This is a genomic window from Streptomyces sp. NPDC013455 (assembly GCF_040632975.1).
Taxonomy (GTDB): Bacteria; Actinomycetota; Actinomycetes; order Streptomycetales; family Streptomycetaceae; genus Streptomyces.
The window spans coordinates 1-25,460 of the sequence record NZ_JBEYCX010000016.1 but is presented as its reverse complement, the minus strand read 5'-3'; the positions used below and the strand labels follow the sequence as shown (position 1 = coordinate 25,460).

The following is a 25,460-nucleotide window of genomic DNA, read 5'->3' as shown; positions in this document are numbered from 1 at the left end:
GCGGCGGTGCCGCAGGGGCCTGGGGCCGCTACGGCACCGCCGCGGGAGCTGCCGCCGCGGGGGTCAGACCTCCTGTGTGCGCAGCAGCGTCCGCAGGCGGGTCGTGCGGGGCTTGGCCGGCACCTCCGCGACCGCCTTCGGCAGCGCCTGCTCCACGCCGTGCACCACGGACAGGTGCCGTTCCGCCCGGCCGAACGCCGTGTACACCCAGGGGCGGCTGAGGGTCTGCGCGGCGTCGCCGGGCAGCACCACGACCGCCGCCGGCCAGCGGGCGCCCACCGCCTGGTGCGCGGTCAGCGCCCAGCCGTGCCGGACGCAGCTCTCCACCCGCTCGCGCGGTACGACGACGGCGGCGCCCGCGCAGGTCAGGTGCAGCCCTTCGGCGTCGGCGTCCACCACCACGCCCGGGACCGTGCGGCCCGGCGCGGGGGAGTAGGCGATCCGGTCGCCGGGGTCGAAGCCGCCGAACCGGCCGGGACCGGGGTTGAGGCGCTCCTTCAGGGCGGAGTTGAGGGCGCGGGTGCCCGCGGAGCCGCCGTGGCCCGGGGTGATCACCACGGTCTGGTCGGCCGGCACGCCGATCGCCCGCGGTACCGAGTCGGCGACCAGCTGCACCGTCCGGTGCACGGCCTCGCCCGCGTCCCGCACCGGCACGATCACCACCTCCTTGCCGGGCGCCGCGACCTGGTTCAGCTCACCGATGCCGACACCGGAGACCAGCTCGCCGATCGGGCCCGGGTCCGGGACGCGGGAGGCGGTCACCGGGCAGACGCCGGCCGCCAGCAGATCGGCGAAGACCCGGCCTGGACCGGCCGACCCCAGCACCGCCGGATCTCCGCTGAGCACCAGCCGGGCGCCGTCCGGCAGCGACTCCACCAGCATCGCCGCGCTCTCCACGTCGAGTTGGGGGGCGTCCAGCACGATCAGCAGGTCCAGCGCCAGGGCGCCCTCCGCGTCCCGGCCCGGGCCCTCGGCACCGGACAGCAGACCGGCGACCGTGCCCACCCCCGGCTCCCCGGGCGCCGTGCCCAGCAGCGCGGCCAGGCGCCGGCGCCCGTCCGGCGTGTGGCAGGCGGCGAAGGCCCGCAGCCCGGCGGCGCGGGCGGCACCGAGCAGCGCGGCCGGTTCGGCGCGGGCCGCCTCCGCGCCGGTGTGCAGCACCAGGCCGTGCCCGGCGACCGCGCGGGCCAGCTCGGCCGCACCGCCGGACACCCCGGCCGCGACGGCCTCCCAGCGCCGGCCGTCCTCCTGCGACGGCGAGCCGACCAGCCGGGCCAGGCCGTCGGCGAGGCTCTCCTCGGCCAGCGCGTACCGCTCCAGGCCGACGAGCACCCGCACCAGCCGCTCCGGCTCCTCGTCGGTGTCCTGGGGCGCGGGGGCGCCGGGCTCCTCCAGGGCGTCCTGGAAGACCAGCGCCTCACCCTCGGCGAGCGCGTCCTGCACCGCCGCGTCCGGGTCCGGCACGCCCTGCCGGCCCAGCGCCGCGGTGAGCGCGGACAGCTCCAGCGCGGTGTGCCCGGCCACGGCGGCCTGCTCCAGCAGCCAGCCGGTCACCGCGCGGCCCCGCCGCTCGTCGTCCGGCCGGCAGCCGGCGCCCAGCAGCGCCCGCGCGAAGCCGTCGGCCTGCTCCGGCCGCACGCCGCCGACCCGCAGCAGCTGCCAGGGGTCCTCCCGCAGCGCGGTACCGGCGTTCTCACCGAGGACCGCGGCCACCTGCGGGGCCAGGGCCGCGGGCGCGCCGCCCTCGGCCAGCACGCCGCGCACCGCGTCGACGGCCCGGGGCGCGGGGGCGGCGGGCGCGGCCGGGGCGGCCGGGGCCGGCCGGGGCCTGCGCACCGGCTCCGGGGCGGGGCGGCGCGGTGCCGGTGCGGGCTCGGCGAACACCGGGGTCACCGGCTTCTCGCCGCTCTCGACGGCCCGGACCGCCGCGAGCAGGTCGGCCGCCTTGCCGCTGAGCTTGGCGCCGCTGTCGATCGGGCCCTTCCGTACGGCCTTGCGCCGCTCGATCCGCTCCCGCTCGATCCGCTGCGCGACCAACTCGGCCTCCGCCTCGGACACCCCGGCCGTACCACCACCCGCGTCGCCGCCCGCGGCCTCGCCGGTGTCCCCTTCGTCACCCGTGCCCTCGGCCTCGCCGGTGTCCCCTTCGTCACCCGTGCCCGTGGCCTCGCCGGTGTCCCCTTCGTCACCCGTGCCCTCGGCCTCGCCGGTGTCCCCTTCGTCACCGGTGCCCGTGCCCTCGCTCTCGCCCGTGCCCCCCGCGTCACCGGCGCTCCGGGCATCCCCGGCACCGCCCGCGTCGCGCTCGTCGGCGGGCCCTGTGTCGCCGGTGCGCTCCATGCCGTCGCGGCGGTCGGTGGCGTCCGTGTCACCGGCGCCGTCCGTGTCGCCGGTGCCGTCCTCCTCCGGGGCAGCGCCGTCCGCCGGACCGCCGCCCTGCGCACGGCCCGCCTCCGATGCCGCAGCCCTCTCCGCGGCCTGCGGTGCGTCCGGCGTCCCCGGCCCGGGTGTGTCCGGCGTCCCCGGCCCGGCTTCCTCCGTGGTCTCCGGCTCCGTGCTCACAGCGTGCTCCAGTCGTGATCGGGATAGCGGTGCACGGGCGCCGACACATCGTCCAGCGCCCGGCAGATCTCCTCAGGAAGACTAAGGGCCTCCACTGACAACGCCGCCGTGAGCTGCTGCGCGGTGCGCGCGCCGACGATCGGGGCGGCCACCCCGGGCCGGTCCCGGACCCAGGCGAGCGCCACCTGCAGCGGGGTGACCGCGAGCCCGTCGGCGGCCGTCGTCACCGCGTCCACGATCCGGGTCGCCGTGTCGTCCAGGTACGGCTCGACGAACGGCGCGAGATGCTCGGAGGCCCCGCGCGAGTCCGGGGGAGTGGTGTGCCGGTACTTGCCCGTGAGGACGCCCCGGCCGAGCGGGGAGGACGGCAGCAGTCCCACGCCGAGGTCGAGCGCGGCCGGCAGCACCTCGCGCTCCACGCCCCGCTGGAGCAGCGAGTACTCCATCTGCGTACTGGCCAGCCGGGTGCGCGTGCCCGGCGCCGCGAGCTGCCAGGTGGCCGCCTTCGCCAGCTGCCAGCCGCAGAAGTTGGACACCCCGGCGTACCGGGCGCGGCCACTGCTCACCGCGAGGTCGAGGGCCTGGAGCGTCTCCTCCAGCGGGGTGCCGGGGTCGAAGGCGTGGACGTGCCACAGGTCGACGTACTCCGTGTCCAGCCGGGCCAGGGAGGCGTCGAGCGCGGCGAGCAGATGGCCGCGCGAGCCGTCGAAGCGGCGGTCGGGGTCCGGGACGCTGCCCGCCTTGGTCGAGACGATCAGGTCCCGGCGCGGCACCAGGCCGTCCATGAGCCGCCCGAGCAGATACTCCGCCTCCCCGTCGCCGTACACGTCCGCCGTGTCGACGAGGGTGCCGCCGGCCTCCCAGAACGCCTTCAGCATGTCCGCGGCGTCGTGCTCGTCGGTGTCCCGTCCCCAGGTGAGGGTGCCGAGTCCGATCCGGGACACACGCAGGCCGGTACGGCCGAGATGCCTCTGCTCCATGCCGCGAGATTACTGGCCAGAACCGGTGCGGCGGGTTGCCTGTGGACAACTCGGCCGGCCCCGCGCGGCCGTGTGATTCCGCCCCGTCCGGGGCCGCGCCCTGCCCCCGGCGCTCCCCCCGCGCTAAGGTCTGCGCCACAGGCACGTTACTCATGGGTAAGGGGATCGGCCATGCAGCTCGGGATCAACCTCGGCTACTGGGGTGCCGGAATGGACGGCGACAACCTGGCCGTGGCGCAGGAGGCCGACCGGCTCGGCTATGCGGTGTGCTGGGCCGCCGAGGCGTACGGCTCCGACGCGGCCACGGTGCTCAGCTGGGTCGCGGCGCAGACCGAGCGGATCGACGTCGGATCGGCCATCTTCCAGATCCCGGCCCGGCAGCCCGCGATGACCGCGATGACCGCCGCCACGCTCGACTCGCTGTCCGGCGGCCGGTTCCGCCTCGGCCTCGGCGTCTCCGGCCCGCAGGTCTCCGAGGGCTGGTACGGCGTCAGGTTCGACAAGCCGCTGGCCCGCACCCGCGAGTACGTGGAGATCGTCCGCAGGGCGATGAGCCGGGAGCGGCTGACGTACGAGGGCGAGCACTGGACGCTGCCGCTGCCCGGCGGCCCCGGCAAGCCGATCAAGCTCACCGTGCACCCGCAGCGCGAGCACATCCCGCTCTACATCGCCGCGATCGGCCCGAAGAACCTGGAGCAGACCGGCGAGATCGCCGACGGCGCACTGCTGATCTTCCCCTCCGCCGAGCACCTGGAGGAGACCACGATCACGCACCTGCGCGCCGGCCGGGAGAAGGCGGGCCTGACGCTGGACGGCTTCGACGTCTGCCCGAGCCTGCCGCTCGCGGTCGGCGACGACAAGGACCTGACCCGGCTCGCGGACACCTTCCGGCCGTACACCGCGCTCTACGTCGGCGGCATGGGCAGCGCCAAGCAGAACTTCTACAACAAGCTCGCGCAGCGCATGGGGTACGAGAAGGAGGCCGCCGACATCCAGCGCAGGTACCTGTCCGGGGACAAGCAGGGAGCCGCGGCCGCGGTTCCGCACGACCTCATCGACAAGACCACGCTGCTGGGTTCGGTCGACCGCATCGCCGACCGGATGAAGGCCTACGCCGCCGCCGGGGTCACCACCCTCAGCCTGGCCCCGGCCGGCTTCACGCTGGAGGAGCGGATCGCCTCCCTGCGGGCCGGCAGCGAGGCCCTGGAGCGCGCCGGGCTCGCCTGAACCGGAAGTCTCAGCGGCCGTGGTGGGGGCTCGGGGGTCTTCCCCGCCACGGCCGTCACCGGGAACAACGCGCCCGGCGCCGCACGGTTACGACCCCCGCGGCCCTTCTTTCCCGGCGCCCGCCGTCCGCCGTTCGGCCGAGCCCGCCCGCACCCCTGTTGCGGCTCCCTTCTATCCGCATTTGACTCGTTATTCGACCTGTCTGTGCGGGATCCCGCGGAGCTGGGAGAGGTGCCTGCGATGCTTTCGGCCAAGAGTCTGTTCCAGGAGATCCTCGACAACGACGAGTCGTTCCGGCTCTTCTGCTCCATCGCCGCCAGCGGGGAGTCCCAGGGCGGCTGGGAGAACGGCCGGATCGCCGCGCTGGTCCCGCCGGGCGAGCGCGCGCTCGCCCCGAAGATCACCCGCCACGGCGCCGACGAGGACAAGCACGGGCGCATCTTCCACGCGCTGCTGACCAAGCGCGGACTCACCCCCGTCCCCGTCCCGCCCGAGACCGACTACACGATGCTCCTGGAACGGCGGGGCATCGGCCTCGCCCACGACAAGCTCCGCCGGGACGAACCCCTCACCGTGCGCGACCTCATCGTCTACCTCGCGCACAGCCGCGTCACCGAACAGCGCGCCGCCGAGCAGATGCGGCTGCTCCGCGGGCTCTTCGCCGGCCACCCCCACATCGGCAAGGCCGTCCGCATGATCTCGGACGACGAGGACAACCACCTCGCCTACACCCACGAGGAACTGCTGCGCTTCGCCGCCGCCGGGCACGGCCGGCTGATCCAGCGCACCCTGCGCGAGTGCGCGCTCGCCGAGATCGCCGTCCACCGGGACGTCAGCCTCGCCGTCATGGCCCGCATGGGCCGCATCCTCGGCTGGCCGAAGGCCAAGTCCGCACTGCTCGCCGCCGGCATCCACGCGGTGTACGCCTACGAACGCCTCGCCGGCTGGCACCGGATGGTCAGCCTCACGCCGCCCGCCCGCCGCAACGCCCTCGGCGGCCCCGCGGCGCCCGCCCCCGGGTACGCCTGAGCCGTGCTCACAGCCAGCCGCGCCGCTTGAACAGCCGGTACAGCGACGCCACAAGTGCGGCCATCAGCGCGATCACCGCGGGGTAGGCCCACACCCAGTGCAGTTCGGGCATGTGGTCGAAGTTCATGCCGTAGATGCCCGCGATCATCGTCGGGACCGCGGCCATCGCCGCCCAGGCGGAGATCTTCCGCATGTCGTCGTTCTGCCGCACGCTCATCTGCGCCAGGTGCGCCGAGAGGATGTCCGACACCAGCCGGTCCAGGGCCTCCACGGACTCGTTCACGCGCGTCAGGTGGTCGCCCACGTCACGGAAGAAGGGCCGCGCCTTGTCGTGCACGAACGGCACCCCGTTGCCGAGCGGGCCGCCGCCGGCCAGCCGGGACAGCGGCAGCGCCAGCGGCCCGGTGGCCCGCCGGAACTCCAGGATCTGCCGCTTGAAGGTGTAGATCCGCGACGCGGTGTTGCGCGAACCGCCCACCTCCGGCCGGAACACCTCCGTCTCCAGCTCGTCCAGGTCGGTCTGGAGCTCCGTCGCCACCTCCAGGTAGTGGTCGACGGTGGCGTCGGCGATCGCGTACAGCACGGCGGTGGGGCCCCTGTCGAGCATCTCCGGCTCCTCCTCCAGCCGCCGCCGCACGGCCGCCAGCGGCGAGCACTCGCCGTGGCGGACGGTCACCACGAAACCGTCCCCGACGAAGACCATCACCTCGCCGGCCGAGACGGTGTCGTTCTCGGGCTCGTACACGACCGGTTTCAGCACCATGAACAGCGAGTCGTCGTACACCTCCAGCTTGGGCCGCTGATGCGCCTTGAGCGCGTCCTCCACGGCCAGCGGGTGCAACCCGAACTCCTCGGTGACCAGGTCGAACTCCCGCTCGGACGGCTCATGCAGCCCGATCCACACGAAGCCGCCCACCGCCCGCGCAGCGGCGAGCGCGTCGGACAGGTCCTCCGGTCCCTCGGTGCGGTGCCCGTGGCGGTAGACCGCGCAGTCGACGATCACGGAGCGCATTCTCCCTTCGTCCGTCCGTCGGCGCACTTCACGATGCGCCTACCCTGTCCGCATGCCCACGCTGATCCTCGTAAGGCACGGACGTTCCACCGCCAACACCTCCGGCGTGCTCGCCGGGCGGACGCCGGGCGTCGCCCTGGACGAGCGCGGCGCCGCCCAGGCCGCCGCCCTGCCCGCCCGCCTCGCCGGCCTGCCGGTGTCGGAAGTGGTCACCAGCCCGCTGGAGCGCTGCCAGGAGACCGTACGGCCGCTGCTCGACTCCCGCCCCGGGCTGCGCGCGCACACCGACGAGCGGATCGGCGAGTGCGACTACGGCGACTGGTCCGGCCGCAAGCTCGCCGAACTGAAGGACGAGCCGCTGATGGAGGTCGTCCAGGCCCACCCGTCCGCCGCCGCCTTCCCCGGCGGCGAGTCCATGCGGGCCATGCAGACCCGCGCCGCCGAGGCCGTCCGCGAGTGGAACGCGCGCGTGGAGCGCGAGCACGGCTCCGACGCCGTCTACCTCATGTGCTCCCACGGTGACATCATCAAGTCGCTCGTCGCCGACGCCCTCGGCCTGCACCTCGACCTCTTCCAGCGGATCTCCGTCGAGCCGTGCTCCGTCACCGTGATCCGCTACACCCGCCTCAGGCCCTTCCTGGTCCGCCTCGGCGACACCGGGGACTTCGCTTCGCTCGCCCCGCGCGAGGAACCCGGCGAGGGCGACGCACCGGTCGGGGGCGGTGCGGGCGCACCGTGATCGTCGGCCGCAGTAGGGTGAAGCGATTAAACGCAGTCGCGCATCCGCATGGCCCGCACCGCCGAAACCTCGAACTCAATGGAGACAGGACGTGTCCCGTCAGGTGTTCCTCTACGACCAGCCGGACCGCTTCGTGGCCGGCACGGTCGGACTGCCCGGGCGCCGTACGTTCTTCCTCCAGGCCACCGCCGGCTCCCGGGTGACCAGCGTGGTCCTGGAGAAGACTCAGGTCGCCGCGCTCGCCGAGCGCATGGACGAGCTGCTGGACGAGGTCGTACGGCGCAGTGGCGGCAGCGCGGCCGTCCCCGCCGTGGCGCCCACCGAGATCTCCGACACCGCCCCGCTGGACACCCCCATCGAGGAGGAGTTCCGCGTCGGCACCATGGCACTGGCCTGGGACGGCGAGGAACAGCGCATGATCGTCGAGGCCCAGGCGCTGGTGGAGCTGGACGCCGACACCGAGGAGGACCTCGCCGAGGCCGAGGAACGACTCCTCCAGGACGAGGAGAACGGGCCCCCGATGCTGCGGGTCCGGCTGACCGGCGCGCAGGCCCGGGCCTTCGCCAAGCGCGCCCTCGACGTCGTCAACGCCGGGCGGCCACCGTGCCCGCTGTGCAGCCTCCCGCTCGATCCGGAAGGACACGTATGTCCGCGCCAGAACGGATACCGCCGCGGAGCGTGACGGCCGATCCGAACCCCGCCGAGCTCCTCGCGCGGGGTGAGCTGACCGTGCGCGGCCGGATCCGCGAGGCGTCCAACGCGGCCCTGTTCTGCACGGTCGCCCTCGACGGCCGGGAAGCGTCCTGCATATACAAGCCGGTGGCCGGCGAGCGTCCCCTGTGGGACTTCCCGGACGGCACACTCGCGGGCCGCGAGGTGGCCGCCTACGAGCTCTCCGAGGCCACCGGCTGGGGGCTCGTCCCGCCGACCGTGCTGCGCGACGGACCCTACGGCGAAGGCATGTGCCAACTGTGGGTCGACGTCCACGCCGAGGCCGAGCTGCTCGCCCTGGTCGACGCCGAGGAGCCGGAGCCGGGCTGGAAGGCCATCGGCTTCGCCGAGGTCGGCGAGGGCCGCACCGCGCTCCTCGTGCACGCCGACGACGAGCGGCTGCGCCGGCTCGCCGTCCTGGACGCCGTGCTCAACAACGCCGACCGCAAGGGCGGCCACCTGCTGCCCACCGCCGACGGCCGGCTCTACGGCATCGACCACGGCGTCACCTTCAACGTCGAGAACAAACTGCGCACGCTGCTGTGGGGCTGGGCCGGGGAACCCCTGACCGCGGAGGCCGTCGACGTCCTCACGTCACTGCGCGACGCCCTGGACGGAGAGCTGGGCGGGCGGCTGGCCGGACTGATCACCGCGGCCGAGACCGACGCCACGCGCGCCCGGGTCGACGCGCTGCTCACCTCCGGGCGGCACCCGGAGCCGAGCGGCGAGTGGCCCGCCATCCCCTGGCCCCCCGTGTAAGCACATCCGGCGCCGAGGTACAAGAACGCAGAACCGGCCATCCGGACCGATCCCATTCGTATACGCGGCTGGGCGCCGGTTAGGCTCATGTACATGCATGCCTGGCCCGCTTCCGAGGTCCCCGCCCTGCCTGGTCAGGGCCGCGACCTGAGGATCCACGACACCGCGACCGGCGGCCTGGTCACCCTCGACCCCGGTCCCGTCGCCCGTATCTACGTCTGCGGCATCACGCCGTACGACGCGACCCACATGGGTCACGCGGCGACCTACAACGCGTTCGACCTCGTCCAGCGCGTGTGGCTCGACACCAAGCGGCAGGTCCACTACGTCCAGAACGTCACCGACGTCGACGATCCGCTGCTGCAGCGCGCGGACCGGGACGGCGTCGACTGGGTCGCCCTCGCCGAGAAGGAGACGGCCCTCTTCCGCGAGGACATGACCGCCCTGCGGATGCTCCCGCCGAAGCACTACATAGGCGCCGTCGAGGCCATACCCGGCATCGTCCCGCTCGTGGAGCGGCTGCGCGAACTCGGCGCGGCCTACGAGCTGGAAGGCGACATCTACTTCTCCGTCGAGTCCGACCCGCACTTCGGGAAGGTCTCCAACCTGGACGCCGCCGCCATGCGGCTGCTGTCCGCCGAGCGCGGCGGCGACCCGGACCGCCCCGGCAAGAAGAACCCGCTCGACCCGATGCTGTGGATGGCGGCCCGGCCCGGCGAGCCCAGCTGGGACGGCGCCTCCCTCGGCCGCGGCCGGCCCGGCTGGCACATCGAGTGCGTGGCCATCGCCCTCGACCACTTCGGCATGGGCTTCGACGTCCAGGGCGGCGGCTCCGACCTCGCCTTCCCGCACCACGAGATGGGCGCCTCGCACGCCCAGGTGCTCACCGGCGACTTCCCGATGGCCAAGGCGTACGTGCACGCCGGCATGGTCGCCCTGAACGGCGAGAAGATGTCCAAGTCCAAGGGCAACCTGGTCTTCGTCTCGCGGCTGCGCCGGGACGGCGTCGACCCCGCCGCCATCCGCCTGGCCCTGCTGTCCCACCACTACCGCGCCGACTGGGAGTGGACCGACCAGGTCCTCAAGGACGCCGTCGACCGCCTCGGCCACTGGCGCGCGGCCGTCTCCCGGCCCGACGGCCCGTCCGCCGACGCGCTGGTGGAGGAGGTCCGCGAGGCCCTCGCGAACGACCTGGACGCCCCCACCGCGCTCGCCGCGGTGGACCGCTGGGTGGCACGGCAAGACTCCGAGGGCGGCACGGACACCGGCGCGCCGGGCCTGGTCAGCCGGGCAGTGGACGCGCTCCTGGGCGTGGCGCTGTAACCACCCCTGAGGCTGAGGGGAGCGCCCCGCAAGGGGCGCGGGGACCGCGCGACTGGCCGCGACGGCGCGGCGGACGACGACGACCCACCACGGCAGTCGCTCAGGCGGAAAGGAAAGGGGCGGTTCCCGAAGAGGAACCGCCCCTTTTCCCTGCCTCAGTCCTCCGGACCTTCCTCGTCATCCTTGGAACCGCCGGAGGAAGGACGCGGCTTCCCGCCCGGAGGGCCCACGTCCCGGCGCCGCAGGTACCGCTCGAACTCGCGGGCGATCGCCTCGCCGGACGCCTCCGGCAGCTCGGCGGTGTCCCGGGCCTCCTCCAGCGTCTGGACGTACTCGGCGACCTCGCTGTCCTCGGCGGCCAGCTGGTCCACGCCCACCTGCCAGGCCCGCGCGTCCTCGGGCAGCTCGCCCTGCGGGATGCGCAGGTCCAGCAGGTCCTCCAGGCGGTTCAGCAGCGCCAGCGTGGCCTTCGGATTGGGCGGCTGGGAGACGTAGTGCGGTACGGCCGCCCACAGCGACACCGCCGGCACGCCCGCGTGCGTGCACGCCTCCTGGAGGACGCCGACGATGCCCGTCGGGCCCTCGTACTTGGTCTCCTCCAGGTCCATCCGGCGGGCCAGGTCCGGATCGGACGTGACCCCGCTGACCGGCACCGGACGCGTGTGCGGGGTGTCTCCGAGCAGAGCGCCCAGGATGACCACCAGCTCCACGCCCAGCTCGTGCGCGAAGCCGAGCAGTTCGTTGCAGAACGAACGCCAGCGCATGGACGGCTCGATGCCCCGGACCAGCACCAGGTCGCGCGGCTTCTCGCCGCCGACCCGCACCACCGACAACCTTGTCGTCGGCCAAGTGATCTTCCGCACACCGCCGTCCATGAACACCGTGGGGCGGTTCACCTGGAAGTCGTAGTAGTCCTCGGCGTCCAGCGCCGCGAACACTTCGCCCTTCCACTCGCGTTCCAGGTGCGCGACCGCCGTGGAGGCGGCGTCGCCGGCATCGTTCCAGCCCTCGAACGCGGCCACCATGACTGGGTCGATCAGCTCGGGAACCCCCTCCAGCTCGATCACCCAGTGCCTCCTTCCGACGTGCCCTCGCTTGACCCACCAACCTTACGGCGTCCGGCGGGGGCGCCCGCAGCCCCCTTGCACGGGGGAGTGAACGGATCACTGCCCCGTTCGCCGCCGGGGAACACGCGCGGACGGCCGAACTCACGGAGCGGACCGCGGCCCCCGCTCCACGCCCGCGCCGCGACGGCCCGCGAGGGGGGCCGGCCCGTCCCGCGGCGGGACGCGTGTCCGGGCTGCCGCTCCGGCAAGCGGGAAGGGGCGGCTCCATCGGCGTGGAGCCGCCCCTTCCCGTGGTCCGGACCCGGTGCGGCGGGGTCCGGAGCCTCGGCGGCGGCCGGCCGGGTCAGGGCAGAGGCCGGCCGCCACCGGGTCCTACTTCTTGTCCAGCAGGTCCTGGACCTTCGCGCGGACCTCGTCCGTGGCCAGGCCGCGGATGGTCAGCGTGGTCCGGCGGCGCAGCACGTCGTCCGGGGTCTCGGCCCACTCGTGGTCCCGGGCCCAGACCACCTGCGCCCAGATCTCCGGGGCGTCGGGGTGGACGCGCTGGGCCAGCTCCGGGTTGTCGTTGGCGAGCCGGGCGATGTCGAACGCCAGGGAGCCGTAGTGCGTGGCCAGGTGCTTGGCGGTGTCGGCGGCCATGCGCGGGCCGGGCGCCGGGTTGTCGACCAGCAGGCGGTGCGCGACCGCGCGCGGGTTGGCGACACCGGGCAGCGGCAGCTTCTTCGGCAGCGAGGAGATCGGCTCGAAGTCGTCGCCGAGCGGGTGGCCCGGCAGCGCCTCCAGCTTCTGCATGATCGTGCGGCCGATGTGGCGGAACGTCGTCCACTTGCCGCCCGCGACGGACAGCATGCCGGCCTTGCCCTCGGTCACCACGGTCTCGCGCTTGGCCTTGGCCGTGTCACCGGGCCCGCCCGGCAGCACCCGCAGACCGGCGAAGGCGTAGGTGATCAGCTCGCGCCGCAGCTGCTGGTCCCGGACGGAGAACGCGGCCTCGTCCAGAATCTGGGCTATGTCCTTCTCGGTGACGGACACGTCCGCCGGGTCGCCCTCGAACTCCTCGTCGGTGGTGCCCAGCAGCAGCATGTCCTCCCAGGGGAGGGCGAAGGTGATGCGGTACTTGTCGATGGGGGTCGCGAGCGCGGCCTTCCAGGGGGAGGTGCGCTTGAGGACCAGGTGCGCGCCCTTGGACAGGCGGATGGACGGCGCCGCGCCCGGGTCCTCCATCCGGCGCAGGTGGTCGACCCACGGGCCGGTCGCGTTCAGCACCAGCCGGGCGTTGACGCCGAACTCCTCGCCGGACAGCCGGTCCTTGAGGTCGGCGCCGGTGACCCGGCCGTTCGTGAAGCGCAGCCCCGTGACCTCGGCGTGGTTCAGCACGACCGCGCCCGCCTCGACGGCCGCGCGGACCGTCATCAGCGCCATGCGCGCGTCGTTCATCTGGTCGTCGCCGTAGACGGCCACGGCCTTCAGGTTCTCGGTGCGGAGCTCGGGCACGTCCTGCGCCGCCTTGGCGGGCGAGAGCAGGTGGCCCACGCCGTCACCGAACGCGGAGAGCGCGGAGTAGGCGAAGACGCCCGCCCCGAGCTTCGCCGCGCCGTGCGGCCCGCCCTTGTACACGGGGAGGTAGAAGGTGAGCGGGTTCGCCAGGTGGGGGGCCACCTGGCGGGAGACCGCACGGCGCTCGAAGTGGTTCTCCGCCACCAGCTTCACCGCGCCGGTCTGCAGGTAGCGCAGACCGCCGTGGAGCAGCTTGGAGGAGGCGGAGGAGGTGGCGCCGGCGAAGTCGCCGGCGTCGACCAGCGCCACCCTGAGCCCGGACTGCGCGGCGTGCCAGGCGGTGGAGATGCCCAGGATGCCGCCGCCGATCACCAGAAGGTCGTACGACGCCTTGGAGAGCTGCTCCCTGGTCTCGGCCCGGCTCGGGTTGGAGCCGGAGGCCGGGTGCGTCCCCAGGGCAGGCACGGAACTCAGGGTGGACTGACTGGTCATAACGGGTACTTACTCCTCGTCAGAGATGGCCGGGCGGGGCGAGCCGCTCAGCTCTCGTCCTCGATCCAGCCCATGGTCCGGTCGACGGCCTTGAGCCAGTTCTTGTACTCACGGTCGCGGGTCTCCGCGTCCATGCGGGGGGTCCACTCGGCGGCGCGGCGCCAGTTGGCGCGCAGTTCGTCGGTGCTGGACCAGAAGCCGACGGCGAGGCCGGCGGCGTAGGCGGCGCCCAGGCAGGTGGTCTCGGCGACCATCGGGCGCACCACGGGCGCGTCCAGGACGTCGGCGAGCGTCTGCATCAGGAGGTTGTTGGCGGTCATGCCACCGTCGACCTTCAGTGCCACCAGCTCGTCGCCGGAGTCCTTGACCATGGCGTCGGCGATCTCCCGCGTCTGCCAGGCGGTGGCCTCCAGGACGGCGCGCGCGAGGTGCGCCTTGGTCACGTACCGGGTCAGGCCGGCGATCACACCGCGGGCGTCGGAGCGCCAGTGCGGGGCGAACAGACCGGAGAAGGCCGGCACGAAGTAGGCGCCGCCGTTGTCCTCGACCGAGAGCGCGAGCGTCTCGATCTCGGCGGCGGTGGAGATGAGGCCCATCTGGTCGCGCATCCACTGCACCAGCGAGCCGGTGACGGCGATCGAGCCCTCCAGGGCGTAGACCGTCGGCTGGTCGCCGATCTTGTAACCGACCGTGGTCAGCAGACCGGCGTAGGAGTTGATGATCTTGTCACCGGTGTTCATCACCATGAAGGTGCCGGTGCCGTAGGTGGACTTGGTCTCACCCTCGGAGAAGCAGGTCTGGCCGAACAGGGCCGCCTGCTGGTCGCCGAGCGCGGAGGCGACGGGGATGCCGCCGATCAGGTCGCCGAGCTTGCCGCCGGTGACCTCGCCGTAGACCTCGGCGGAGGAGCGGATCTCGGGCAGGATCCGGAGCGGCACGCCGATGGACTCGGCGATCTTCTCGTCCCACTGCATCGTGTGCAGGTTCATCAGCAGGGTACGGGAGGCGTTGGTGACGTCGGTGACGTGCTTGCCGCCGTCGACACCGCCGGTCAGGTTCCAGATGACCCAGGTGTCCATGGTGCCGAAGAGGATGTCGCCCGCCTCGGCGCGCTCCTTCAGGCCCTCGATGTTGTCGAGCAGCCAGCGGGCCTTGGGACCGGCGAAGTACGAGGCCAGCGGGAGGCCGGTCTCCCGGCGGAAGCGGTCCTGGCCGACGTTGCGGCCCAGCTCCCGGCAGAGGGCGTCGGTGCGGGTGTCCTGCCAGACGATGGCGTTGTACACCGGCTCACCGGTGTTCTTGTCCCACAGCACGGTGGTCTCGCGCTGGTTGGTGATGCCGATGGCCTTGATGTCGTCGCGGGTGATGCCCGCCTTCTGGATGGCTCCGGCGACGACTTCCTGGACGTTGGTCCAGATCTCGTTGGCGTCGTGCTCGACCCAGCCCGGCTTCGGGAAGATCTGCTCGTGCTCCTTCTGGTCGACGGAGACGATACGGCCGTCCCGGTCGAAGATGATGCAGCGCGAGGAAGTCGTGCCCTGGTCGATCGCCGCGATGAAGGGGCCTGCGGTGTGGGCGTCGGTCACTGTGTGCTCCTGGGAAGATCCGTGGTGATGGGGCTGTACGTACGGCGCATGCTTCGAAGTGATGTCTAAGCGAAGGCGACGTTGTATATGCCTGCCGCGATGGCGGCGCCGATCAGCGGCCCGACCACCGGGATCCAGGCGTAGCTCCAGTCGGAGCCGCCCTTGTTGGGCAGCGGCAGCAGGGCGTGCACGATGCGCGGGCCCAGGTCGCGGGCCGGGTTGATCGCGTAGCCCGTCGGGCCGCCGAGCGACAGACCGATCGACACCACCACGAACGACGTGATCAGACCGCCGAGGATGCCGAGGCCGTTGCCCGCGTCGTTCAGTCCCTGGGTGAGCACTGCGAGGATCAGCACGATCGTGCCGATGATCTCCGTGGTGAGGTTCTGCACCACGTTCCGGATCTCCGGACCGGTGGAGAAGACGCCGAGGACCGGGCCGGCCCCCTTCTCCTGCGCCTCGACCGCCTTGGCCGAGGTGGCCTGCGCGCCCGGACCGCCGACGATCTCCTTGTCGGTCAGGTGGGCGTGGAACTGGCCGTAGTAGGTGACCCACACGAGCGCCGCGCCGATCATCGCGCCGAGCAGCTGGCCGGCGAAGTAGGTCGGAACATTGCTCCAGTCGCCGTCCTTGATGGCCAGGGCGACGGTGACGGCCGGGTTGAGGTGGGCACCGGACAGCGGTCCGGAGATGTAGACGGCCGTCATGACGGCGAAGCCCCACCCGAAGGCGATGGCGAGCCAACCGGCGTTACGGGCCTTGGAGGCCTTCAGCGTGACGGCGGCGCAGACGCCACCGCCGAGCAGGATGAGTATGGCGGTACCGATGGTCTCGCCGATGAAGATGTCGGAGCTGGACACCCGCGACTCCTTTGTCCTTCGTCCAGGGGCCGAACCCCGGGTCCCGCCGGGATTCAGGCGCCCTCGGGGGTGAGAGCGATGCCGGCCCTTGGCGTTGTCACACTCTAGCGCGTATTGCCGGTAGGTGTTCGACAATGCCGACCGATGGACGGGAGTCTTGTTCGGCACTACGCGTGCGTCAAGAGTTCTGTTATCGAAAACAGGATCGTTATTGATCGCTGCAAGTTATCGAGGTTCGTGCGCCGACAGCACGATCTACCCCAATTTGTCCATTTCAGGGTAGGCCGAGGGCCGGAACGCCGCCTGGCGTCCCGGTCGTTTCCCCATGTGGGAGCGGTGCCGGGTCAGAACCGCCCGGCGCCGAGGTCCCGGGAGACCGCCCGGGCGCAGTCGCGCACCGCCGCGATCAGCTCGGAGCGCAGCTCCCCGTCCGGGCGCAGCCGTTCCACGGCACCGGTGATGCCGACCGCGCCCACGGGCATCCGGCGCCGGTCGTGGATCGGCGCGGCGATCGACGCCACGCCCTCCCAGGTCTCCTCCACGTCGGCCGCGTACCCACGCGCGCGCGTGACGTCCAGGAGGCGCTCGAAGTCGCCCTCCTCGCACACCGTGCGGTCCGTGAACGCCTTCCGCTCGGACTCCAGCGCCTCGCTGTGCGCCACCGGGTCGTAGGCGGAGAGCACCTTTCCCAGCGCCGTGGAGTGCAACGGCTGCATCGCCCCGATCTCCAGCACCTGCCGGCTGTCGTCCGGTCGGAAGACGTGGTGCACGATCAGCACGCCCTGCTGGTGCAGGACCCCGAGGTAGACGCTCTCCCCGCTGGAGCGGGCCAGGTCGTCGGTCCACACCAGCGCCCGCGCCCGCAACTCGTGCACGTCGAGGTAGGTGGTGCCCAGGCGCAGCAGCTCCGCGCCCAGCTGGTAGCGGCCGGAGGCCTCGTCCTGCTCCACGAACCCCTCCTGCTGGAGGGTGCGCAGGATGCCGTGGGCGGTGCCCTTGGCGAGACCCAGTGACGAGGCGATGTCCGAGAGGCCGAGCCGCCGCTCGCCGCCCGCGAGCAGCCGCAGCATCGCCGCCGCCCGTTCGAGCGACTGGATGTTCCGTGCCATCGCCGTCCTGCCTCCGTCCCCTTCGACTGCCCACGGCGCAACAACCACACCGTTCGGCAATGTCGAACACTACCGGTCCATGCCGACCTCCCGCTAATAGGCGGACGACACCTGTTACATCTCACGTGGCCTGCGCGTGGCACGGGGGCCACGCGCGTCCGTCTCGTGGACGCCGCTGCCCATCCAAGCCCACTCCCGGTTACTCTGACGCCGTGCGGCACCCCGGCTTGCCCGGGAAACCGCATAGCCGACAGCCGTCGCACCACAGGGAGCCCCTACATGGCCTCGTCGCCAACGTCCCCCTCCGCCGACACCCGGACCCGCGTGTCCGCGCTCCGCGAGGCGCTCGCCACCCGTGTGGTGGTCGCCGACGGAGCCATGGGCACCATGCTCCAGGCGCAGGACCCCACCCTCGAGGACTTCGAGCAGCTCGAAGGCTGCAACGAGATCCTCAACATCACCCGGCCCGACATCGTCCGCTCCGTCCACGAGGCGTACTTCGCCGTGGGCGTCGACTGCGTCGAGACCAACACCTTCGGGGCCAACCACTCCGCGCTCGGCGAGTACGACATCCCCGAGCGCGTGCACGAGCTGTCCGAGGCCGGCGCCCGGGTGGCCCGGGAGACCGCCGACGCGTTCACCGCCCGGGACGGCCGGCCCCGCTGGGTGCTCGGCTCGATGGGCCCCGGCACCAAGCTGCCCACCCTCGGCCACGCCCCCTACACCACCCTGCGCGACGCCTACCAGCGCAACGCCGAAGGCCTCGTCACCGGCGGCGCCGACGCCCTGCTGGTGGAGACCACCCAGGACCTGCTGCAGACCAAGGCGGCCGTCCTCGGCGCCCGACGTGCCCTGGAAGCCCTCGGCCTGGACCTGCCGGTGATCGTCTCCGTCACCGTCGAGACCACCGGCACCATGCTGCTCGGCTCCGAGATCGGCGCGGCCCTGACCGCGCTGGAACCGCTCGGCATCGACATGATCGGCCTGAACTGCGCCACCGGCCCGGCCGAGATGAGCGAACACCTGCGCTACCTCGCCCGCACCGCCCGCATCCCGCTGTCCTGCATGCCCAACGCGGGCCTGCCGGTCCTCGGCAAGGACGGCGCCCACTACCCGCTGACCGCGCCGGAGCTCGCCGACGCCCAGGAGACCTTCGTCCGCGAGTACGGCCTCTCGCTCGTCGGCGGCTGCTGCGGCACCACCCCCGAGCACCTGCGCCAGGTCGTGCAGCGCGTCCAGGGCCTCACCCCGCCCGCGCGCGAACCGCGCCCCGAGCCGGGCGCCGCCTCCCTGTACCAGTCGGTGCCGTTCCGCCAGGACACCTCCTACCTGGCCATCGGCGAGCGCACCAACGCCAACGGCTCCAAGAAGTTCCGCGAGGCCATGCTCGACGGCCGCTGGGACGACTGCGTGGAGATGGCGCGCGAGCAGATCCGCGAGGGCGCGCACATGCTCGACCTCTGCGTGGACTACGTCGGCCGCGACGGCGTCGCCGACATGGAGGAGCTCGCCGGCCGCTTCGCCACCGCCTCCACCCTGCCGATCGTCCTGGACTCCACCGAGGTCGACGTCCTCCAGGCGGGCCTGGAGAAGCTCGGCGGCCGCGCGGTGATCAACTCCGTGAACTACGAGGACGGCGACGGCCCCGACTCCCGCTTCGCCAAGGTCACCCGGCTGGCGCGGGAGCACGGCGCCGCGCTGATCGCCCTCACCATCGACGAGGAGGGCCAGGCCCGCACCCCGGAGAAGAAGGTCGAGATCGCCGAACGGCTGATCGCCGACCTGACCGGGAACTGGGGCATCCGCGAGGACGACATCCTCATCGACACCCTGACCTTCACCATCTGCACCGGCCAGGAGGAGTCCCGCAAGGACGGCATCGCCACCATCGAGGCGATCCGCGAGCTGAAGAAGCGGCACCCGGCCGTGCAGACCACGCTGGGCCTGTCGAACATCTCCTTCGGCCTCAACCCGGCCGCCCGCATCCTGCTGAACTCCGTCTTCCTCGACGAGTGCGTCAAGGCCGGACTGGACTCGGCGATCGTCCACGCCTCCAAGATCCTGCCGATCGCCCGCTTCGACGAGGAGCAGGTCGGCACGGCACTCGACCTGATCTACGACCGCCGCAGCGAGGGCTACGACCCCCTCCAGAAGCTCATGCAGCTCTTCGAGGGCGCCACGGCCAAGTCCCTCAAGGCAGGCAAGGCCGAGGAACTGGCCGCGCTGCCGCTGGAGGAGCGGCTCAAGCGCCGCATCATCGACGGCGAGCGCAACGGCCTGGAGGAGGACCTGGACGCCGCCCTCCAGGACCGGCCGGCCCTCGACATCGTCAACGACACCCTGCTGGACGGCATGAAGGTCGTCGGCGACCTGTTCGGCTCCGGCCAGATGCAGCTGCCGTTCGTCCTCCAGTCCGCCGAGGTCATGAAGAACGCCGTCGCCTACCTCGAACCGCACATGGAGAAGTCGGACGCCGAGGGCAAGGGCACCATCGTCCTCGCGACCGTCCGCGGCGACGTGCACGACATCGGCAAGAACCTGGTCGACATCATCCTGTCCAACAACGGCTACAACGTCGTGAACCTGGGCATCAAGCAGCCGGTCTCCGCGATCCTGGAGGCGGCCGAGGAGCACCGGGCCGACGTGATCGGCATGTCCGGCCTCCTGGTCAAATCCACGGTGATCATGAAGGAGAACCTGGAGGAGCTGAACCAGCGCGGCCTCGCCGCCCGCTTCCCGGTCATCCTCGGCGGCGCCGCCCTCACCCGGGCCTACGTCGAGCAGGACCTGCACGAGATCTACGAGGGCGAAGTCCGCTACGCCCGCGACGCCTTCGAGGGCCTGCGCCTGATGGACGCCCTGATCGGCGTCAAGCGCGGCGTGCCCGGGGCGAAACTGCCCGAGCTGAGGCAGCGCCGGGTCCGCGCGGCCGCCGCCGTCGAGGTGACCGAGCACCCGCAGGAGGGCCACGTCCGCTCCGACGTCGCCACCGACAACCCCGTGCCCACCCCGCCGTTCTGGGACACCCGGATCGTCAAGGGCATCCAGCTCAAGGAGTACGCCAGCTGGCTGGACGAGGGCGCGCTGTTCAAGGGCCAGTGGGGGCTGAAGCAGGCCCGCACCGGCGAGGGGCCCACGTACGAGGAGCTCGCCGAGACCGAGGGCCGGCCCCGGCTGCGCGGCCTGCTCGACCGGCTCCAGACCGACAACCTCCTCGAAGCGGCCGTCGTCTACGGCTACTTCCGCTGCGTGTCCAAGGACGACGACCTGATCATCCTGGACGAGCGGGGCAACGAGCGCACCCGCTTCACCTTCCCGCGCCAGCGCCGCGGACGGCGCCTGTGCCTGGCCGACTTCTTCCGCCCGGAGGAGTCGGGCGAGACGGACGTGGTCGGCCTCCAGGTCGTCACCGTCGGCTCGCGCATCGGCGAGGAGACCGCCAAGCTCTTCGAGGCCAACGCCTACCGCGACTACCTCGAGCTGCACGGCCTGTCCGTGCAGTTGGCCGAGGCGCTCGCCGAGTACTGGCACGCCCGGGTGCGCGCCGAACTCGGCTTCGGCGGCGAGGACCCGGCCGACATCGAGGACATGTTCGCCCTGAAGTACCGCGGCGCCCGCTTCTCCCTCGGCTACGGCGCCTGCCCGGACCTGGAGGACCGCGCCAAGATCGCCGAGCTCCTGCAGCCGGAGCGGATCGGGGTCCACCTGTCCGAGGAGTTCCAGCTGCACCCCGAGCAGTCCACGGACGCGATCGTGATCCACCACCCCGAGGCCAAGTACTTCAACGCACGGTGACGCGTGTCTCATCCAGCGCGCTGATCGGATAAGCCGTACACTGGTCGGTCCACTGAGGCCGGTTCCCTGCCGGGGAGCCGGCCTGGTCGTCCCTCGAGGAGGTGCGCCCGGATGACCAGTACGGTCCCCGCGCTAGGAACCCAGACAGCCGAAGGCTCCGCCCTGCAAGCGGTGCTCCTCGACATGGACGGCACCCTGGTGGACACCGAGGGTTTCTGGTGGGACGTCGAGGTGGAGGTCTTCGCCTCCCTCGGTCACACCCTGGACGACACCTGGCGCCATGTCGTCGTCGGCGGCCCCATGACCCGCAGCGCGGGGTTCCTGATCGAGGCCACCGGCGCGGACATCACCCTCGCCGAGCTGACGGTACTGCTCAACGAAGGGTTCGAGGCCCGTATCGGACGCGCCCTGCCGCTGATGCCGGGCGCCGCCCGGCTGCTCGCCGAGCTCTCCGCGCACGAGATCCCGACCGCCCTGGTCTCCGCCTCCCACCGGCGCATCATCGACCGCGTGCTGTCCGTGCTGGGCCCGCACCACTTCGCCCTGTCCATCGCCGGCGACGAGGTCTCCCGTACCAAGCCCTTCCCGGACCCCTACCTGCTCGCCGCCGCGGGGCTCGGCGCGGATCCGTCCAGATGCGCCGTGGTCGAGGACACCGCGACCGGCGTGGCGGCCGCCGAGGCCGCCGGCTGCCGCGTGGTCGCCGTACCCTCCGTCGCGCCCATCGGCCCCGCCGAGGGCCGCACCGTCGTCTCCTCCCTGGAAGAGGTCGACCTGGCATTCCTCCGCGGCCTCATGACGGCAATGCGTTAGCCGGTCACCGGCGGTGCCCGCGGCCCGAAAGCCGGGGGAGTGGCAGCACCAATGGCCGGGAAGCAAGTCCGCCGGCCGGGCCGGACACATTTCCGGGGAAGTACACCGACGTGCAATTCCGGCCAGGCCGCGCGGCCGAATGCTGCTGACCGGCCGCACAGTTGTCGATGTGACGTTCGCCACGCCGAAGGGTCTCGACAACGTTGCCCCAGTGTGCTGACGGACCCCGTAAAGGGAGAAAAGGCGGAACCTTGTGTCCCGATTGGTGGGATGCTGCACTAATCCTGCCACTGTCGGGTTTTCGGTCTGTCCGCGACCGGTTCCACTGCGTGATGAGGGGTCAGCTCACGCGGCTGTGAACCCCGCTGCGGGCGCGGACTAATCTCGTCGCGAGAACATCGCCGAGTACCCCCGTGATCCGCCGCACCACCCATGCGTGCCGGATACACGGACCCGAAACAGTCCTGGAGAAACTCCCGCATGAACCGCAAGACTCTGGTGCTGCCGGCGGTGGCCGGCCTGCTCACCCCGGTTCTCGCCGCGTGCGGCGGATCCGACAGCGGGAGCAAGAGCGGCGACGCCATCGTCGTCGGCACCACGGACCGGTTCACCGCCACGAAGGACGCCCCGGCGCCCCTCGACCCGGCCTACGCCTACGACGTGGGCACCTGGAACATCCTGCGCCAGTCCGTGCAGACCCTGATGGCGCAGCCCAAGGGCGAGGGAGACCCCGTACCGGACGCCGCCGAGAGCTGCTCCTTCACCGACAGCGGCAGCGAGCGCTACGCCTGCAAGCTGCGCGAGGGACTGAAGTTCGCGAGCGGCGACGCGGTGACCGCCGACGCCGTCAAGTACTCCATCGAGCGCGCGCTGCGCATCGACGCCGACAGCGGTGTCTCCGCCCTGCTGAACACCATCGACACCATCGAGACGCAGGGCGACCGCGAGGTCATCTTCCACCTGAAGACGGCCGACGCCACCTTCCCCTACAAGCTGTCCACTCCGGTCGCGGGCATCGTCAACCCCAAGGACTACGAGAAGGACAAGCTCCGCGAGGGCTTCGAGGTCGACGGCTCCGGCCCCTACACCTTCGCGGCCGACGTCGAGAACAACGCCATCGTCAGCGCCACCTTCAGCGAGAACCCCTCCTACAAGGGCGCCGTCGAGGTCAACAACAGCAAGGTGGAACTGCGCGCCTTCGCCGACGCCGACGCCATGGGCGCCGCGATCGACAAGGGCGACATCGACGTGATGACCCGCACCATGTCGCCCGCCCTGATCCAGAAGCTGGACGCCGGCGGCGACGAGAACGTCGACCTGGTCGACATGCCGGGCCTGGAAATCCGCTACCTCGCCTTCAACACCACCGCCTCCAGCGTCAAGTCCAAGGCCGTACGCCAGGCCATGGCCCAGCTGATCAACCGCGGCGAGCTGGTCTCCAAGGTCTACGGCACCCAGGCCGAGCCGCTGTACTCGCTGGTCCCGGCCACCGTCACCGGCCACTCCAACTCCTTCTTCAACAAGTACGGCAACCCCAGCGCCGCCAAGGCCAAGGAACTGCTGTCCAAGGCCGGCATCACCACCCCGGTGAAGCTCACCCTGCACTACACGACCGACCACTACGGCTCGGCCACCAAGCAGGAGTTCCAGATCCTGCAGAAGCAGCTCAACGACAGCGGCCTGTTCGACGCCTCCATCCAGGGCCACCCCTGGGAGACCTTCCGGCCCGCCGAGCGCAAGGGCGAGTACGACGTCTACGGCATGGGCTGGTTCCCGGACTTCCCCGACGCCGACAACTTCCTCGCGCCCTTCCTCGACAAGGACAACTTCCTCGGCTCGCCCTACTCCAACAGCACCATCCAGCGCTCGCTGATCCCGCAGTCCCGCCGCGAGGCGGACCGGCTCGGCGCCTCCAAGAGCCTGACGGCGATCCAGGACACCGTCGCCGAGGACGTCCCCGTCCTGCCGCTGTGGCAGGGCAAGCAGTACGTCGCCGCACGGGACGACATCACGGGCGTGGCCTACGCCCTCAACTCCTCCTCGACGCTCCAGCTGTGGGAGCTCGGCCGCGGTGTGAGCGGCTGACGGCTCTCCCCACCCGGGGCCGAGACCAGCGGCCCCCGGGGCCCGGGGCCAGGGACGGCGGCCCCGGGCTGACAACCGACGACAAGGCACAATTCAAGTGAACATGCGCAACCAGTGGCCAGTCCTGCCCATCGTGGCGGGGCTGGCCTCCGGCCTGCTGACCGGCTGCGGCTCGGACACCGGTGACTCCGGGGGCACCGGCTCCTCCGTGGTGATGGGGATGTCCGACGACGTCCTCGCCACGGACCCGGCATCCGGATACGACCCCGGCTCCTGGCTGTTGTTCAACAACGTCTTCCAGTCGCTGCTCAGCTTCCCCAAGGGCGCGACCGAACCCCAGCCCGACCTGGCGAAGAACTGCACCTTCACCGACACCCGGGCCATGGTCTACAAGTGCGAGCTGAAGGACGGCCTGAAGTTCAGCAACGGTGACCCGCTCACCTCCGAGGACGTCAAGTTCTCCTTCGACCGCATGCTGAAGATCGACGACCCCGCCGGTCCCGCGATCATCTTCCCCATGCTCGACAAGGTCGAGACCCCCGACGCGAAGACGGCCGTCTTCCACCTGAAGGTGCCCGACGCCACCTTCCCCAGCAAGATCGCCTCCGGCGCCGGCTCCATCGTCAACCACCGCCAGTACGACGCGGACGGCCTGCGCACCGACCACAAGGCCGTCGGCTCCGGCCCCTACAAGCTGGAATCCTTCGACAAGGACCAGGCGGTCTTCTCCGTCAACGGCAACTACCAGGGCGCCGCCGAGGCCAAGAACTCGGGCATCACCCTGAAGTTCTTCCACGGCGACCGCACCGCCCTCAAGCAGGCCCTCCTCGACGGCGACATCGACATCGCCTACCGAGGCCTGACCGCCGCCGACATCGCCGACCTCGAGCAGCAGGCCGACAACAAGGGCGTCGACGTCACCGAGGGCAGCAGCGCCGAAGTGCAGCACCTGGTCTTCAACATGAAGCACCCGGTCGCCGGCAAGCTCGGCGTCCGCAAGGCCATGGCCTACCTCCTCGACCGCGACGCCCTCATCAAGGACGTGTACCAGGGCACCGCCACCCCCCTGTACTCGATCATCCCGGCGGGCATCGCGGGCCACAACACCGCCTACTTCGACACCTACGGCGCCCGCCCCTCCCGGGCCAAGGCCGCCGCCGCGCTGCGCGCCGACGGCATCGACGGCAAGGTCAAGCTCACCCTCTGGTCCACCCCCTCCCGCTACGGCCCCGCCACCGACGAGGAGCTGAAGGCCATCGCCGGCCAGCTCAACGCCAGCGGCCTGTTCGACGCCGACGTCAAGTCCGTCGCCTTCGACCAGTACGAGAAGGACATCGCCCAGGGCAAGTACGGCGTGTACGTGAAGGGCTGGGTGCCGGACTACCCGGACGCCGACAACTTCACGGCCCCCTTCTTCGGCAAGGGCAACGTCCTGGACAACAACTACGACAACCGCACCATCACCGGGTCCATCATCCCCGCCACCGCCGCGCAGAGCGACCGTTCGGCCACCGACAAGGACTTCGGCAGGCTCCAGAACATCGTCGCCGACGAACTGCCCGTCCTGCCGGTCTGGCAGGCCAAGCAGTACGCCGTCGCCCGCGACGGCGTCTACGGCCTGGAGTACTGCCTGGACGCCTCCACCGTGTTCCGGTTCTGGGAGCTCAGCAAGAGCTGACCCCCGGTCGTGGCGAAGGGCGCCCCTCCGTACGGAGAAGGATCGAGTTCGAGAACGACCCGCCCAAGGACCTTCCAGGGGGCGGCTCGTACCTGGTGGCCTGGTTCCGTGTCTACGCGTGCTCTTCACCGGCCCA

General features: G+C 71.6%; 18 protein-coding genes. 10 read left to right on the top strand and 8 right to left on the bottom strand.

The window, feature by feature from the left end; genetic code table 11:
• Nucleotides 1–63: 63 nt before the first annotated feature.
• Nucleotides 64–2,562, bottom strand: a complete 2,499-nt coding sequence (locus tag ABZ576_RS24090) for a helix-hairpin-helix domain-containing protein (RefSeq protein ID WP_360744410.1) — start codon at nucleotides 2,560–2,562, stop codon at nucleotides 64–66.
• The gene (locus ABZ576_RS24085; RefSeq protein WP_360744407.1) at nucleotides 2,559–3,542 is read right to left on the bottom strand and encodes an aldo/keto reductase; all 984 of its coding nucleotides are present in this window, start codon (nucleotides 3,540–3,542) and stop codon (nucleotides 2,559–2,561) included. The genes ABZ576_RS24090 and ABZ576_RS24085 overlap by 4 nt, the downstream gene beginning before the upstream one ends.
• 171 nt (nucleotides 3,543–3,713) lie before the next feature.
• On the opposite strand from ABZ576_RS24085, the gene ABZ576_RS24080 reads away from it, so the two are divergent.
• Nucleotides 3,714–4,769 (top strand): LLM class F420-dependent oxidoreductase, encoded by a 1,056-nt coding sequence (locus ABZ576_RS24080; protein WP_360744404.1) that lies wholly within the window; start codon nucleotides 3,714–3,716, stop codon nucleotides 4,767–4,769.
• Between the two features lie 240 nt (nucleotides 4,770–5,009).
• Nucleotides 5,010–5,798, top strand: coding sequence for a ferritin-like domain-containing protein (locus tag ABZ576_RS24075; RefSeq protein ID WP_360744401.1), 789 nt, complete (start codon nucleotides 5,010–5,012; stop codon nucleotides 5,796–5,798).
• A 7-nt stretch (nucleotides 5,799–5,805) separates the two neighbouring features.
• Here the strand turns inward: ABZ576_RS24075 and corA are convergent, their stop codons facing one another.
• Nucleotides 5,806–6,801, bottom strand: a complete 996-nt coding sequence (corA, locus tag ABZ576_RS24070; RefSeq protein WP_360744398.1) for a magnesium/cobalt transporter CorA — start codon at nucleotides 6,799–6,801, stop codon at nucleotides 5,806–5,808.
• A gap of 61 nt (nucleotides 6,802–6,862) precedes the next feature.
• On the opposite strand from corA, the gene ABZ576_RS24065 reads away from it, so the two are divergent.
• From ABZ576_RS24065 to mshC, 4 genes are all read left to right on the top strand, one after another.
• A complete protein-coding gene (locus ABZ576_RS24065; RefSeq protein ID WP_360744395.1) occupies nucleotides 6,863–7,549 on the top strand; it encodes a histidine phosphatase family protein in 687 nt (228 codons plus the stop codon).
• 91 nt (nucleotides 7,550–7,640) lie between these two features.
• Nucleotides 7,641–8,231 carry a DUF3090 domain-containing protein gene (locus ABZ576_RS24060; protein ID WP_360744392.1) on the top strand — a complete coding sequence of 197 codons (591 nt, stop codon included), beginning with the start codon at nucleotides 7,641–7,643 and terminating at the stop codon, nucleotides 8,229–8,231.
• Nucleotides 8,195–9,019, top strand: coding sequence for an SCO1664 family protein (locus ABZ576_RS24055; RefSeq protein ID WP_360744389.1), 825 nt, complete (start codon nucleotides 8,195–8,197; stop codon nucleotides 9,017–9,019). Before ABZ576_RS24060 ends, ABZ576_RS24055 begins: the two co-directional genes overlap by 37 nt.
• A gap of 93 nt (nucleotides 9,020–9,112) precedes the next feature.
• Complete coding sequence (gene mshC, locus ABZ576_RS24050; RefSeq protein WP_360744386.1) at nucleotides 9,113–10,342, top strand: cysteine--1-D-myo-inosityl 2-amino-2-deoxy-alpha-D-glucopyranoside ligase; 1,230 nt, start codon at nucleotides 9,113–9,115, stop codon at nucleotides 10,340–10,342.
• Between the two features lie 155 nt (nucleotides 10,343–10,497).
• Here the strand turns inward: mshC and ABZ576_RS24045 are convergent, their stop codons facing one another.
• From ABZ576_RS24045 to ABZ576_RS24025, 5 genes are all read right to left on the bottom strand, one after another.
• A complete protein-coding gene (locus tag ABZ576_RS24045; RefSeq protein ID WP_360744383.1) occupies nucleotides 10,498–11,409 on the bottom strand; it encodes a PAC2 family protein in 912 nt (303 codons plus the stop codon).
• 372 nt (nucleotides 11,410–11,781) lie between these two features.
• Nucleotides 11,782–13,398, bottom strand: coding sequence for a glycerol-3-phosphate dehydrogenase/oxidase (locus tag ABZ576_RS24040; RefSeq protein ID WP_360744380.1), 1,617 nt, complete (start codon nucleotides 13,396–13,398; stop codon nucleotides 11,782–11,784).
• A gap of 47 nt (nucleotides 13,399–13,445) precedes the next feature.
• A complete protein-coding gene (gene glpK / locus ABZ576_RS24035; RefSeq protein WP_360744377.1) occupies nucleotides 13,446–14,984 on the bottom strand; it encodes a glycerol kinase GlpK in 1,539 nt (512 codons plus the stop codon).
• A gap of 65 nt (nucleotides 14,985–15,049) precedes the next feature.
• Nucleotides 15,050–15,844: an MIP/aquaporin family protein gene (locus tag ABZ576_RS24030; RefSeq protein WP_360744374.1), complete on the bottom strand. Its 795-nt coding sequence runs from the start codon at nucleotides 15,842–15,844 to the stop codon at nucleotides 15,050–15,052.
• Between the two features lie 344 nt (nucleotides 15,845–16,188).
• Complete coding sequence (locus tag ABZ576_RS24025) at nucleotides 16,189–16,953, bottom strand: IclR family transcriptional regulator (RefSeq protein WP_360744371.1); 765 nt, start codon at nucleotides 16,951–16,953, stop codon at nucleotides 16,189–16,191.
• Nucleotides 16,954–17,232: 279 nt separating this feature from the next.
• On the opposite strand from ABZ576_RS24025, the gene metH reads away from it, so the two are divergent.
• From metH to ABZ576_RS24005, 4 genes are all read left to right on the top strand, one after another.
• Nucleotides 17,233–20,748: a methionine synthase gene (gene metH / locus ABZ576_RS24020; protein WP_360744368.1), complete on the top strand. Its 3,516-nt coding sequence runs from the start codon at nucleotides 17,233–17,235 to the stop codon at nucleotides 20,746–20,748.
• A gap of 111 nt (nucleotides 20,749–20,859) precedes the next feature.
• Entirely contained in the window at nucleotides 20,860–21,561 is a 702-nt protein-coding gene (locus ABZ576_RS24015) for an HAD family phosphatase (RefSeq protein WP_360744365.1), read from the top strand.
• A 480-nt stretch (nucleotides 21,562–22,041) separates the two neighbouring features.
• Nucleotides 22,042–23,646, top strand: a complete 1,605-nt coding sequence (locus ABZ576_RS24010) for an ABC transporter substrate-binding protein (protein WP_360744362.1) — start codon at nucleotides 22,042–22,044, stop codon at nucleotides 23,644–23,646.
• A gap of 97 nt (nucleotides 23,647–23,743) precedes the next feature.
• Nucleotides 23,744–25,324, top strand: a complete 1,581-nt coding sequence (locus tag ABZ576_RS24005; protein WP_360744360.1) for an ABC transporter substrate-binding protein — start codon at nucleotides 23,744–23,746, stop codon at nucleotides 25,322–25,324.
• Nucleotides 25,325–25,460: the final 136 nt, after the last annotated feature.

Coding starts and splice junctions, on each gene's coding strand:
- ABZ576_RS24085 (WP_360744407.1), bottom strand. CDS start 3,542: ATGGAGCAGAGGCATCTCGGCCGTACCGGCCTGCGTGTGTCCCGGATC.
- ABZ576_RS24080 (WP_360744404.1), top strand. CDS start 3,714: ATGCAGCTCGGGATCAACCTCGGCTACTGGGGTGCCGGAATGGACGGC.
- ABZ576_RS24075 (WP_360744401.1), top strand. CDS start 5,010: ATGCTTTCGGCCAAGAGTCTGTTCCAGGAGATCCTCGACAACGACGAG.
- ABZ576_RS24065 (WP_360744395.1), top strand. CDS start 6,863: ATGCCCACGCTGATCCTCGTAAGGCACGGACGTTCCACCGCCAACACC.
- ABZ576_RS24055 (WP_360744389.1), top strand. CDS start 8,195: ATGTCCGCGCCAGAACGGATACCGCCGCGGAGCGTGACGGCCGATCCG.
- mshC (WP_360744386.1), top strand. CDS start 9,113: ATGCATGCCTGGCCCGCTTCCGAGGTCCCCGCCCTGCCTGGTCAGGGC.
- ABZ576_RS24040 (WP_360744380.1), bottom strand. CDS start 13,398: ATGACCAGTCAGTCCACCCTGAGTTCCGTGCCTGCCCTGGGGACGCAC.
- ABZ576_RS24025 (WP_360744371.1), bottom strand. CDS start 16,953: ATGGCACGGAACATCCAGTCGCTCGAACGGGCGGCGGCGATGCTGCGG.
- metH (WP_360744368.1), top strand. CDS start 17,233: ATGGCCTCGTCGCCAACGTCCCCCTCCGCCGACACCCGGACCCGCGTG.
- ABZ576_RS24015 (WP_360744365.1), top strand. CDS start 20,860: ATGACCAGTACGGTCCCCGCGCTAGGAACCCAGACAGCCGAAGGCTCC.
- ABZ576_RS24010 (WP_360744362.1), top strand. CDS start 22,042: ATGAACCGCAAGACTCTGGTGCTGCCGGCGGTGGCCGGCCTGCTCACC.